Origin of the sequence: Paenibacillus ihuae, assembly GCF_001368795.1 — a bacterium.
In the GTDB taxonomy this organism is placed as follows: Bacteria; Bacillota; Bacilli; order Paenibacillales; family Paenibacillaceae; genus Paenibacillus_AQ; species Paenibacillus_AQ ihuae.
Map to the genome: position 1 here is coordinate 1,802,864 of NZ_LN831198.1, position 12,661 is coordinate 1,815,524.

General features: G+C 50.7%; 12 protein-coding genes. 7 read left to right on the plus strand and 5 right to left on the minus strand.

All coding sequences use genetic code 11. From position 1 onward, the window contains the following. Positions 1 to 338, plus strand: a 338-nt coding sequence (locus AQR02_RS08010; protein ID WP_245237214.1) for a DinB family protein, incomplete at its 5' end; no start/stop codon positions are given. Positions 339 to 357: 19 nt separating this feature from the next. Here the strand turns inward: AQR02_RS08010 and AQR02_RS08015 are convergent. Further along, entirely contained in the window at positions 358 to 2,034 is a 1,677-nt protein-coding gene (locus tag AQR02_RS08015) for an ABC transporter substrate-binding protein (RefSeq protein ID WP_054940126.1), read from the minus strand. 113 nt (positions 2,035 to 2,147) lie between these two features. Between AQR02_RS08015 and AQR02_RS08020 the strand changes: the two genes are divergently transcribed. From AQR02_RS08020 to AQR02_RS08030, 3 genes are all read left to right on the plus strand, one after another. After that, complete coding sequence (locus AQR02_RS08020) at positions 2,148 to 3,671, plus strand: DUF4153 domain-containing protein (RefSeq protein WP_054940127.1); 1,524 nt, start codon at positions 2,148 to 2,150, stop codon at positions 3,669 to 3,671. Positions 3,672 to 3,755: 84 nt separating this feature from the next. Then, complete coding sequence (locus AQR02_RS08025; RefSeq protein ID WP_054940128.1) at positions 3,756 to 4,454, plus strand: Crp/Fnr family transcriptional regulator; 699 nt, start codon at positions 3,756 to 3,758, stop codon at positions 4,452 to 4,454. Positions 4,455 to 4,748: 294 nt separating this feature from the next. Beyond that, entirely contained in the window at positions 4,749 to 6,446 is a 1,698-nt protein-coding gene (locus tag AQR02_RS08030) for a methyl-accepting chemotaxis protein (RefSeq protein ID WP_054940129.1), read from the plus strand. A 46-nt stretch (positions 6,447 to 6,492) separates the two neighbouring features. On the opposite strand, the gene AQR02_RS08035 is transcribed toward AQR02_RS08030, so the two are convergent. Next, positions 6,493 to 6,894 (minus strand): hypothetical protein, encoded by a 402-nt coding sequence (locus tag AQR02_RS08035; RefSeq protein WP_148449075.1) that lies wholly within the window; start codon positions 6,892 to 6,894, stop codon positions 6,493 to 6,495. A gap of 235 nt (positions 6,895 to 7,129) precedes the next feature. Between AQR02_RS08035 and AQR02_RS31140 the strand changes: the two genes are divergently transcribed. From AQR02_RS31140 to cysK, 3 genes are all read left to right on the plus strand, one after another. Continuing rightward, entirely contained in the window at positions 7,130 to 8,032 is a 903-nt protein-coding gene (locus AQR02_RS31140) for an AraC family transcriptional regulator (RefSeq protein WP_167347610.1), read from the plus strand. A 172-nt stretch (positions 8,033 to 8,204) separates the two neighbouring features. After that, positions 8,205 to 9,077: a DMT family transporter gene (locus AQR02_RS08045; protein ID WP_054940131.1), complete on the plus strand. Its 873-nt coding sequence runs from the start codon at positions 8,205 to 8,207 to the stop codon at positions 9,075 to 9,077. A 167-nt stretch (positions 9,078 to 9,244) separates the two neighbouring features. Next, a complete protein-coding gene (gene cysK, locus AQR02_RS08050; RefSeq protein ID WP_054940132.1) occupies positions 9,245 to 10,165 on the plus strand; it encodes a cysteine synthase A in 921 nt (306 codons plus the stop codon). A gap of 46 nt (positions 10,166 to 10,211) precedes the next feature. Here the strand turns inward: cysK and AQR02_RS08055 are convergent, their stop codons facing one another. From AQR02_RS08055 to AQR02_RS08065, 3 genes are all read right to left on the minus strand, one after another. Then, a complete protein-coding gene (locus AQR02_RS08055; RefSeq protein WP_054940133.1) occupies positions 10,212 to 10,706 on the minus strand; it encodes a VanZ family protein in 495 nt (164 codons plus the stop codon). Positions 10,707 to 10,729: 23 nt separating this feature from the next. After that, positions 10,730 to 11,602 (minus strand): M15 family metallopeptidase, encoded by an 873-nt coding sequence (locus tag AQR02_RS08060; protein WP_054940134.1) that lies wholly within the window; start codon positions 11,600 to 11,602, stop codon positions 10,730 to 10,732. 99 nt (positions 11,603 to 11,701) lie between these two features. After that, on the minus strand, positions 11,702 to 12,661 hold a 960-nt coding region (locus AQR02_RS08065; protein WP_108721986.1), incomplete at its 5' end, for a HAMP domain-containing sensor histidine kinase.

Below are 12,661 nucleotides of genomic sequence, written 5' to 3' on the forward strand. Positions count from 1 at the left end.
GGATCATGGTTATGCAGGGCAAACCGGATTTTCAGGAGGATTTTGCCCATTATAATACGGTGGAGAAGGTTAGAGCGCTGGACGCTCGTTTTCGGCCGGAGGTAGAAGCGTTTGTCCTGGCGTGGAATGAGGGGCTGGAACGGAATATTTTTAAGGATGTACGCCAGGACGGCTCGGAAGTGACCGATGGCTGGGGAGAGATTATGCGCCATGTCATTGCCCATGAGATCCATCATATCGGGCAGCTGTCACTCTGGGCCAGGGAGCTCGGCAAAGCGCCCATTTCGGCCAATCTGATTGGCCGCGGACTCCTGGAAACCTTGCCGGGCAAGGGATAAGTTGGAATAGGGTAGGAATTTACAATTCCGGTGGAAACCACAGGTGACGCAAGTCTACCCAGCCCTGACTGTTAAAGGTAACTCCGCGGACAGAGGGCAGATAGGCTGTTTCCGCCGGCTTCTCATACAGGATATGCAGCTGATGCTCATGCCTCAGGCTATCTTCTATCGCCTGGAAGCCTGCGGCTCGGGCCTTCGGATCCTGTTCGCGTGCAATAATCTGGAGCCGTCCTTCAATATCGGCCCGCGTGCGCGGTTCAATATGCTGCACCATCGTAGAATACAGGTCGAACAGTCTGAGCTGTTCATCCTGATCGCGGAGCAGGGAGAAGACGATCAGATCGGCCAGCAGGCGGACAGGACCTTTGAATTCCTCAGGGGAGACGGATAATACATTGCATGAATATCCGTGGTGCGACAGCTTTGCAGCAACGGCCTCGGCATCGCCGGCATACTGCGGGATGGTTGCGATTTGCAGTGCTGGCGTATCAGCGTGCTGCTGCTTCGGCCCCTGCGCCGCGGCTCCTTCATGTAAACAGGAGAGTACATCTGCACGTAGCAGGGGATCGCTGAGCGGTCCTTTTTTTTTCGTATTGCAGGTGATGAATTTCCGCACAGAAGATTCCGAGTGTATCCGGCTCCAGACAGCTGAGCCTGCGGCGGCAGGGTTCGGGATGATATGAAACGGAGAGCTTGTCTCAGCCGCAGCCGAAGCGATATCCCACGGGACATAGAGAATCTCCACCCGGTCGAGGTGAGCCCGTCCCTGGAAATAATAAGGGAAGACTTCCAGCGCGCACATGTCCTCATTCATCTCTGCCAGCTTAAAAGGCCCGGTCCCCGCCGGTCTGCGCCCGAAGCTGCCGGCAGGTGTTGTCTCCAGATCACGCGGGACGATGGCGGCCCGGCTTGTGCAGAGGAAAGGAAGAAACAGCTCGTTGGGTTTCTTCAGCAGAAAGCGGACCGTAGTCGGGCTGAGCGCCTTGACTTCCCGGATCTCCTTGAAGATGTTGCTGTAAAGCATGCGCTGCGAAGTATTCATCATTCGTTCGAAGGAGTATACGACATCCTCAGCCGCTAATACCTTTCCGTGATGGAACAGTACATCCTTGCGTAAGTGGAAGGTCCAGGCCGTCCGCTTCTCATCCGTATCCCAGGCATGGGCCAGTCCGGATATGATCCCGCCTTGTCCGCCGCTGCGCGCCACCAGACCATCAAATACATGGCTGGAAACAAAGGATTCAGCCAGCAGATTCATATACAGCGGATCCAGGTTATGGAGGTGCTGCGTTACCGGAAGCCGCAAGGTATCAATCCGTCTATCACTGCGGATCTCGGAATGATGCCCGAAATAGGTAAGCAGCCAGCCCTGAAGTGTATCCTGCAGGGAGGAGGAGCGGGCATACCTGCGGATACCTTCAATAGTGCTACGCATATCGCTGCTGCTGATTGCCTGCATCATGGACTGGAGCGCAATCTCTTCAGCACCCGCCAGGAATCTCAGCGAAGAACGCCGCCCGCGTCCCCGGCATGGCGTCCAGCGGATCCAGCCCTGTTCTGCCAGCTTGTTAATCACATTCAGGGCATTCCGGTGAGTGCAGCTCAGGGTATGCGCCAGCTCGTCCAGTGTGACCGCGGCTTCCTCCGCTCCTCCATGCTGCGAATGCAGCTTCAGAAATTGGCTGTGCAGCTTCACGGCAGATAGCCCCCTTTTATAAAATAGGAAATGAACTTGGTTTTTTTTCTCTTTTTCTTCTTATTTTATCAGCTAGAATCAGGATATGAAAGTGATTAACTGGAGGGATTCCCATGGAAGAGAAAGGCCCTGCTAACCCGAAGACTGCGCTTCAGGCACTGACTGCAGCCTTTATACTGGCAACTGTGCATCAATATTTGTTCTTTGGCCATAAGCCCGGTGTTTCATATCCCATCTTCGTGGCCCTGTTCTATGGATTTATGCTCTACTATGCCAAAGATCGCCTGCGTCCGCCCACGTGGTTCAGTTATGTCTGGCTAGGTGCAATTTTCCTCCTATCAATGACGTTTGTGCTGTTCTCGAACTGGTTTTTCATCGCACTGAACCTGCTGGTGCTTCCGGCGCTGATTCTGTTACATATGACTTATATGCTCAGCTACCGCCAGCCTTCCTGGAGCAGATTCAGCTTGATCGGTGCTGCGCTGGAGCACTTTTTTGCCCAGAGCCTGAGGCATTGGCCTACGGTATTTGCCGTTATCAAACAATCAAGCGGCCGCAGTATCCAGGGGGAACGCAAGCAGGTGATCATCAAGGTGTTGATCGGACTGGTTTTTTCGTTTCCGCTTCTACTGGTAGTGGTTTCTCTGCTCTCTTCGGCGGACGGTGTCTTCCATCAGGTGCTTAATCAATTTCCCGATCTGCTGGAGCGGATATCGTTCGATGAAGGCTTTGCCCGTACGCTGTGGAGTGTCCTGTTGGGAATGGGGTTGTTCGGTTATCTCTGGGGCTTTGTTGCCCCCCGGCTGAATAAGGCGGGTCTAGAGCTGAAGGAAGGGAAGGCAGAGGGAGAAGGTAATGTTGAACCTGTAAGCTTTACCCTTGATCCGGTCATCATCACGACGGTTCTGACCATGATTAATATTGTTTATGTTCTTTTTGTTACGGTTCAATTCTCTTATCTGTTCGGTGCCTGGGATGGCATTCTGCCGCAGGACAGTACATATGCCGACTATGCCCGGAGCGGTTTTTTTGAGCTGATGCTGGTGACAGCGATCAATTTTGCCATCCTGCTGCTGTCACTGCTTGCTCTCGGGAAGGCTAAAGCCAGGCTGCAAACCTTCATCCGCTTGCTGCTCTATATTATGGTGCTGTGCTCGATAGTGATGCTGTATTCAGCTTATTCCCGGCTGGCCCTATATGAAGAAGCGTACGGCTATACGCAGATCCGCTTTCTGGTCCATGCTTTTATGATCTTCCTGGGGCTCCTTCTGGTTCTGGCCTCAGTTCGGATAAGCCGGGCACAGTTTCCGCTGATGAAGTGTTACATTGTGCTTGGTCTGCTCGCCTACGTGATCATGAATTATATCGGAATGGACCGGATCATCGCCGGCCAGAATATAGCCCGTTATGAGACCAGCGGGAAGCTGGATACGCACTATCTGATGGAGTTGTCGTGGGAAGCCGTTCCGAAGCTGATTGCGTTCAGTAAACAGGAAAATGGCTTGCTCGACCAGAGCCTGCGTGAGAAAAGGTCTGAACCATCGCTAGACGCACAGGAATGGCCTTCCTTCAACATCTCTACATACCGGGGGCAGCAGGCGCTTGAGCGGTATCTCGGAACGCAGCAGACGCCTTAAGGGTACATTCTTCCTGAAGACAAAGGGTTGTGTTACAGTTATTACAATTGGACAGCGGTCCTTGTGTAGAAGGAGGAAGGTTGTATGCAGTCGATCATTGACCCGGAAGTAGTTCATAGGCTTGCCGAACAAAATGGTCTCCGGGAGATGTTCAGCAGCGGCGTTATTGCGGCTATGGAGCTGCGAAGGTATGGTGACGGGGAGGCGGTCTGCTCGGTTGGTGACCGGCTGGAGAGCATGTTCATTCTCGTGCAGGGGAAGCTGAAAATTCATACGCTGCTGCCGAACGGGAAATCTATGCTGGTGCGGTTCGCAAGGCCGATGTCAGTGATCGGGGATGTGGAGCTGCTCCGGCAGTATCCGGTCAAAAATGAAGTGGAGTCTGTAGGCGATAGTCTGCTGCTGGTGGCCGGTCGGAAGATGCTGCTGAAGGAGCTGGAGGAGAACACGGTGCTGCTGCGTTTTCTGATGGGGGAGCTGAGCCACAAGATGTATACGCTGGGCCAGACCTCTGCCCTGAATCTGCTCTATCCGGTGGAGAACCGGTTTGCCAGCTATCTGATGTCCTTGTTCGAAGATAATGTTGGAGGCCAGCGGGTTGAGGAAATCCGCACCTCCAGCCTGACGGAGACCGCGGACCTGCTCGGAACAAGCTACCGCCATCTGAACCGGATTGTGCGGCGCTTCATCGAGGAAGGGATTATTGAACGGAAGCGCGGCCGCCTGAGCGTGCTGGATAAAGCCCGTCTGGCCCAGCTGGCGAACGGGAATCTATATGAATAGCTGATAATGGATTATACAATGACCGTCGAGTCTGGCCTGGAGCCGCTCAAGACGGTCATTTTTTTTGCTGTTTATCGGGCAAGCATATTTTCAGCTAATGTTCAGTTTAAGCTTAGGGTTATTTAAGGTCTATTTAAGGCTAACTCAGTAGGATAAAGCCAGAGGAGATGTTTAGCATCAGAATTTAAGCGGCAGACTTCCTGCTGTTGAAGAATGGAGGGCCGTATTGGGTGTAAAGTACTTCATACATAGCCATAGCATCACAGATTACATAAGAACGGGGAGAAAATAGTTATGTTCAAAGGAATCCGTGCAAGAATTTTATTAGGTTTCACTGCCGTTATTCTCGTATTTATATTCGCTATTGCGGGCAATACATTTTTTCAGGGTAAAGCCACGATGATGTCCGACCAGATCAACCACAATTACAGCAAGCTGACGCTGGTACAGGAGCTGACCGATAACATCCGCACGGCGGACGGGCTTGCCGCTAGATATGTGATGAGCAATACGGATGGAGACAGAACGACTTATCTGACTGCCTACGAGGCGGAGATACCGGAAATTACGGCAGCCATCACGCAGCTCAAAAATGCCGGAATAAATGAAGCGGAGCTGGCAGGGATTACGGAGCTGGAAACCGGATGGAGCACTTATCTGACCGCGCTGGAAAGTGCCTTCGCTCTGGCTAAGGAAGGGAATTTCCCGGCTGCGCAAAAAGAGTTCACCAACCTCTCGCTGGATTCGATCATCAACTCGCAGCTGGTCTTTGAGAACATGCTGAATGAAGAGATAGCGGCTGAGCAAAGCCAGGCGGAAGCGCACCGCGGTTCTGCAATGGGCATCAGCTTAGGGGTAACAGGCTTCTCTGTTCTGCTGGCCGCGGTCATAGCACTACTTCTCTCGCAGCGGATTCTGAAACCTATCCGTGATGTAAACGGGCAGCTAATGGAGATTGCAGACGGTGAAGCGGATCTGACCCGCAAGCTGACGGTCCGCAGCCAGGATGAGATTGGAGAAATGGCCCGTCACTTTAACCGGATGACGGATAATCTCGGCCGCATCATCGGACAAGTCAGCCAGTCTGCGAATAGCCTGGCCGTATCTTCCTCCAAGCTTACCTCGGACAGCGGAATGACCGCAGCAACTACGGAGCGGATCGCTGATATTATGGGCACTGTTGCTTCCGGTACGGATAAGCAGATGAATGATCTGCAGACCAACATGACGACCATTCTGGAGATATCCACCGCGATCCAGCAGATCGCAGCAAGTGTACAGGATATTTCCGATGCTTCCCTGCGTTCGGCAGATTACGCCATTTCCGGCGATCAATCGCTACAGGCTGCCACCCGCCAGATGGCTTCCATCAACCGCTCGATTCAAACCCTGTCCCAGCAGGTGCTTGGGTTCGTGGAACGTTCACAGGATATCGGCAGTATCGTGGACGTGATTAAAGGGATTGCTTCACAGACCAACATGCTGGCATTGAACGCAACCATCGAAGCGGCACGTGCCGGAGAGCAGGGCAGAGGGTTTGCTGTGGTTGCCGATCAGGTACGTAAGCTGGCAGAACAATCGGGTGAATCGGCCAGCCTCATTGCCGGGATGGCGGCCGGCATTCAGACCGATGCCGCGAGTGCGGTGAAAATGATGAAGAGCAGCATGGACGAGGTGGAGGAGGGAACCGGAATTATTGAGCAGGCTGGCCGTTCCTTCGGTGAAATCCGCATTTCAATTGATACGCTGACCGGGCAAATACAAGAGGTATCGGGAGCGGTCGAGGAAATTACGGCAGCTACCGATGAGATTGTGGTCTCGATCCGCAACGTAACGGAGATATCAGAAACAACCGCCTCCAATACACAGCATGTCTCCGCTGCATCTCAGGAGCAGATGGCTTCGGTCGAACAAATCGCCTCCTCTGCAAGCAACCTTAGCACTATGGCGCAAGGGCTGCAGGGACTAGTAGCAAGGTTTAACGTAGTTTAGCAGAATATAAGATAGAAAAACCCTGCCGGATGACGGCAGGGTCTTTCTATTGTCTTCTTTTTCCCCGTAGATATTTCAGGTCTTTAATCAATCCTATGATCAGAAAAACTATTATCAGGATCAGCGTGACCGGACCCGTGATCAAGATCAGCCAGAAGATGGTCCCGCCGTTAAATGCCGAAAGGCAAAATAAAGAGAATAGATGAATATTAAAGATGATCAGCGGATAATTCAGCCAACGTAAAAAGGCTATCCGTTTCAGGCTTAGGATACAAAAGAGAATATAAACGGCCAAAGGAGGCGTTGTCATTAAGAAATAGGGCAGGATTTGACCGTCTTCGGGCATGCTTGCTTCACTAAAAAAACCATGCCGGTTTCCATATGGCGTAGCTACGAAGAAAAAATAAACAATAATCGCAACAGATGCCAGCAATACGTAAATATCCATATTTTTTCGCTTAGCCGTCATAAATCAGCCTCCAATACCTTAACATATTCGATGCACGGCCATAATTTCCTCTCAGACAAAGCTTTCAGCTAATATTGCAATGGAAGGGATCACACGTTGCATAAACCAGTAACTTCTTGCTATTCTGAGAAATAGTAACAGTTCGGACAGACATCTTTTATTCTGTATCCATATCATTTTCGGGATTGAGGGAAACCAGGTGAATAATGATTACATGGCACGTATTCAGGCTGTTCTTCAGTTTATCGAGGAGAATTTAGAACAGGATTTGACTCTGGAAATGCTCGCTGAGATTTCGAATTTTTCGAAGTTTCATTTTTCCAGAATCTTTTCGGCAATCATACATAAAACGCCCATGACCTATCTTACAGAGAGACGTTTGCATCACGCGGTTACCTATCTGACAACAACGAATAAAACGATGCTGGATATTTCATCGCTATGCGGCTTTACTTCCGTCTCCAGCTTCAATTCATCCTTCAAAAAGCGATATAAGACCACACCAAGCGCAATGAGAAGGACTATGCAGGAACATAGCAATATCCCGTTAATCTACGGCAATAATCTGGAAGATTTATCCCTCTCCAAAAATTATGATTTGAATAGCAAGAACAATAATTTTCTGAGGAGAGTGTGGGATATGAACATTGAGGTAAAAGAGCTGCCAGGCTATCAGGTGGCATTTGCAAGGCACATTGGCAGCTATCTTGAAACACATAAAGCTTGGGAAACGCTCGGCAAGTGGGCGCAGGAGAATGGTATACCGCGGGAGCAATATTTTATCGGAATCTCTTTGGATGATCCAAGTGTAACCGACGAACAATTCTGCAGGTACGATGCCTGCATCACACTTCCGGAAGGATTCTCGGCAGAGAGCGGTTCGGGCATAGCGTTTAAAACATTATCCGGCGGGCAATATGCCCTGTACAAGTTCTATGATACGATCGACAAATTAGCGATTGCTTACCAAAGCGTGTACGGGGGATGGCTGCCTAACAGTGACTTTGAACCGGATGACAGACATGCGCTGGAGTTTTGTATGAATGATCCATATACGGACCCTGAAGGCAAGGCGAAGGTTGATCTTTACATCCCGATAAAGCGTACTCTATCGTAATCTGCAATTTTCATCTAAAATATAATGAACTAATTCTATTGAAAGTGAGCTGAAAACCGATGATGAAGTCACCGTTATTTGAAAATGATGTGCCAGTAGTTCTTCTACCTTAACGGCAGAAAACTACAACTCCGTTAAGGACAGGAACTGTCTAACACACGGAGGGTGCAAAATGAAGAACACTTTAATCGGATCATTATATTTATCACTGGCTGCCAGTATTTGGGGCGGGATGTATGTTGTCGTGAAGCATGTGGTCGGCGTTGTGCCACCCCTTGAACTGGTATGGATTCGTTATGTCATTGCTATTGCTGCACTCCTGATCATCGGTATGGTTACTAAACAGTCATGGCGCATCGCTAAACACGATATACTCCTGATTGTCATGCTTGGACTGATTGGAAACACCATCTCGATCCTATCCCAGGAAGCGGGCACGATGCTGTCTACGGCACAAATGGGGGCGATTATTACTTCGACGACACCTGCGTTTATGGTGCTGTTTGCCCGCATTCTGCTAAAGGAAAAGCTTACACGTAAAAAGGCAATTTCTATCTTATCAGCAACGATTGGCGTCGGCATTATTGTCGGAGCAGACGATATTGATCCGTCTCTTCAACTGGGGGGCGTATCCCTGCTTGTCGCAGCACTGGCTTGGGCGCTGATGTCTGTTCTTATCAAAAAAGTACCGGGGCACTATTCTCAAATTGTCGTAACGTTCTATACGATCCTTGTAGCCCTTGTGTTACTTACACCTGTTACATTCAGCCGCTTGCCTGAGCTTGATGTTAGGGCCATAATGCATCCATCGATTTGGGGCGGATTATTGTACTTAGGCGTGATTTCAACAGCCTGCGGCTTTTTAATGTGGAACCGCGGACTGCAAATGCTCAAGGCTTCAAGCGGCGGATTATTTTTCTTCTTCCAGCCAGTTGTCGGGACATTTTTAGGATGGCTGTTACTGGGTGAGCAGATTGGTTTGTCCTTTTGGATTGGTACGATCTTAATTTTTATAGGTGTGCTGTTAGTCATTCGTGAAGAGTAACGTCAATCGAACAGCGGCAGTCCAGGACTTAGTTTCATGTCCATGGCTGCCGCTTTTTCCTTGGACGCTGAACCACACCAAGTCCCGCCAATCGACAAATACCAGCCTCTAAGACTACAATGGGGGATACAGAAGGTATGTAAGGCAAGGAATAAGGAGGACAAAATATGAGATCCCTGATAGTAAATAATATTACGGAACTGATCGGGAACACACCGGCGGTCCGGCTGAACCGGCTGGCGGGGCCGGATGATGCGGAAGTCTATGTGAAGCTGGAAATGTTCAATCCCAGCGGCAGTGTTAAGGACCGGGCGGCATATAATTTGATTCTCCAGGCGGAGCTGGACGGAAGACTTACGCCCGGCGGCACGATTATCGAGCCGACGAGCGGCAATACGGGCATCGGCCTGGCGATGAACGCTGCGGCAAAAGGCTACAAGGCCATTCTCGTCATGCCGGATAATATGACGAAGGAACGGATCAATATCCTGAAAGCCTACGGCGCGGAAGTGGTGCTGACTCCTGCGGCAGAGCGGATGCCGGGAGCAATTGCTAAGGCATTGGAGCTGGGTGCGGGCATACCACACAGCTTTATCCCGCAGCAGTTCGAGAACAAAGCCAATCCCGACATCCACCGCACGACGACAGCACCGGAAATTCTGGAGCAGATGGAGGGACGGCTCGATGTATTCGTCGCCACTTCAGGAACAGGAGGCACGATTACCGGTACGGGAGAAGTGCTGCGCGGGCAGCTGCCGGATCTGCGGGTCGTAGTTGTGGAGCCGCAAGGATCGCCCGTGCTCTCCGGCGGACAGCCTGGACCGCATAAGCTGGTCGGCACGAGTCCGGGCTTCATCCCGGCAATCCTCAATACTGAGGTGTATGATGAAATTGTCCAGGTCACCGATGAAGATGCCCTGGAGACAGTCCGGGCGCTGGCGAGCCAAGAGGGGATATTAATCGGCCCTTCCGGTGGTGCGGCGGTATGGACGGCGCTGCAGGAAGCACGGCGGCTGGGTCATGGCAAACGGGTGCTGTGTATTGCTCCGGATACAGGGGAAAGGTACCTTAGTATGGGAATATTCTAATTCTCTATTGGAAGCATCATTAGCTGTAAGACTGACCGGCCCTTCGTCACTTTTCCGTGACCGGAGGGCTTTTTCGTATGCCCTTCCACAGCCTGAACAGCCCATAACCCAGCATGCCCCCGAAGGTATTCAGAATAAGATCATCCACATCAAAGGTTCCAATCGAGAATAGGCCCTGTGCACATTCCAGCAAAGTACTTAATCCAAAAGCCCGAAGGACCAGCCCGCGCAAGGAAAGGCTCCGGTTAGGAGACAGGAACGCTGTAAATAAGCCGAACGGCAGGAACAGCGCTATATTGCCGATAAAATTCAACAGTGTAGTAGCTGTAAGATGATGAAAGGTATTATATATGGTAGCCAGCGGGACTAAATTGCCCGTCCGCAGCTGACGCTCTATGGTGTCAGGACTCCGCTGTAGCTGATGCCAGAGGAAAGTGAAATCAATCGGGCTGAACTTGAACAGAATGATTTTGAACAAAATATAGATATATACCGCATACAAAGCCTGTAATCCGTATTGGCGAAATTTAAGCATATTCATCGGGGTTCCCGCCTTCTTATAGATTATTGATTGCTGTCATGATATACCGTTACAATGACTCCATCCATGTTGTTGCCCGAGACCTCATAGTGCCGGCCTGCAGGGATGGTGAACGGAGTGTTGCCGGTAACGGGAACGTAGCTGATTTGGTATTGCCTGCCATCTACTGCAGCTGTTATGTTCTTCTCCTTTTTAAGAAACTCCAGATATTCCTCAAGGGTTAGGTTCTTGTCACGCATAATGATGCTGTGCGGCAATCCGACATAGCGGAAATGCCAGGGCTCATATTGAATGCCGGTGATGTCCGTCTTATCCTGCGGGTAACGTAAAATAAATCCATAGTCCCAGGCATTCTCCTCAAGCCATTGCCCTTCAGGTGCATGGTTCATTTCCATCTGTGTAGATCCGATATCCAGCGATAATCCAAGGTTATGTTCACTGTGGCCGGGGGGCAGCGCAACTTCAGCGCCTTTCTCCTCATAGAGCCGCTCCTGCTCCTCTTTGCTGCGGTAACCGCTGCTGATCAGAAAATGCGTAACGCCTTGGCGTCCGGCAGCTTCTACCATGCTTGAGAACTTTTCCGCTACCTTTTGCGACAGCATGATCTTGTTGTTAAGCAGCCCGTATCCATCCGTCAGCTCGTGATGTTGGAACAGGTTAACGATGTCGGGGGTAACCCCCGTCTTATGTACAGGATAATCCTTGTTGACCAGCAGCAGATTTCCCTGATAAATCTGATTCTTCGAAAGTACCGTTATATCAAAACCTCCGGATTCTCCAGTCAGAGCATGGACAGTTTCTGCTCCATGCGTATTATAGTTAACCTCCTTATTCTGATGCAGCACCTCATAGCCCACCAGCAAAAGGATGACAGCCCAAAAAACCCACTTCTTCATTTCGGTCTCCTCCTTATCTTCATGTCTAAAGAATAGAGGCAACCGTTTAAAAAGAAAGTGGGGTAAAGTTAAAGTTTTTCTTAAATTCGCTTAGCAGATTTATTGTGGCCGCGGCAGGCGGACTTCAAAGAGCGTACGGATAGGGTCGCTATCCACTGTGATTGTACCGTTATGCTGCTCTACGATATTTTTGGCAATGAATAATCCGAGTCCGGTGCCGCCTTCAGGATGCTGCCGTGCCTGGTCGCCGGTATAGAACATATCGAACAGATAAGGCAGATCCGGCTTCGGAATGCTGCCGCCGTAATTGATCACTTGAACGACCGCCTGCTCCCCCTCGGGGTAACTGCGGATGTCGACATATTGGCCGTCCTTGCCGTACCGCACGGCATTGGTGAGCAGGTTCTCAAATACGCGTGCCAGCAGCTCGCCGTCACCTTCAATCTCCATCTGCGTTGTGATCTCCAGCCGGGCACGGAGCCCGTTGTTGTCCAGGAGCGGATACAGCTCTTCGTTTAACTGTACCAGCAGCTCGCTCAGGTCAAGCGGACGCTTATCGAGGGTCAGCATGCCGTAATTCATCCGGGTAATTTCAAACAGCTCATCAATGAGCCTTTCCAGCCGCTGGGACTTGGTATAGGCAATCGAGGTATAATGCCTGATTTGTTCGGCGGATAATTCTCCATCGTTCAGGACATAGTCGAGATAACCCAACACAGATGTCAGCGGGGTACGCAGGTCATGAGCCAGATTCAGCACCAGCTGATCCTTGCTGTTCTCGGCGAAATCCCCGCGCTCCACCGCCTGCTGCAGCTTGCCGCTGGCCAGATTCAAATCAGCGGCAATATCGCCGAACTCGTCGCTTGCGGAAATATCAATCCGGCTGTTGAAGTCCCCGTTAGCCAGCTGGCGGATATGCTGCGAAATCTCCCGGAAATAGCGGGCGTAGGGCTTGGTGAAGAGGAAGAAGAACAGCAGTGCCAGCGGAATGAAAAAAATCAGGAAGAAATTCAGATCGCCGATATTGCCGATGATATAGCGGAATCTGGCCAGAGAGTC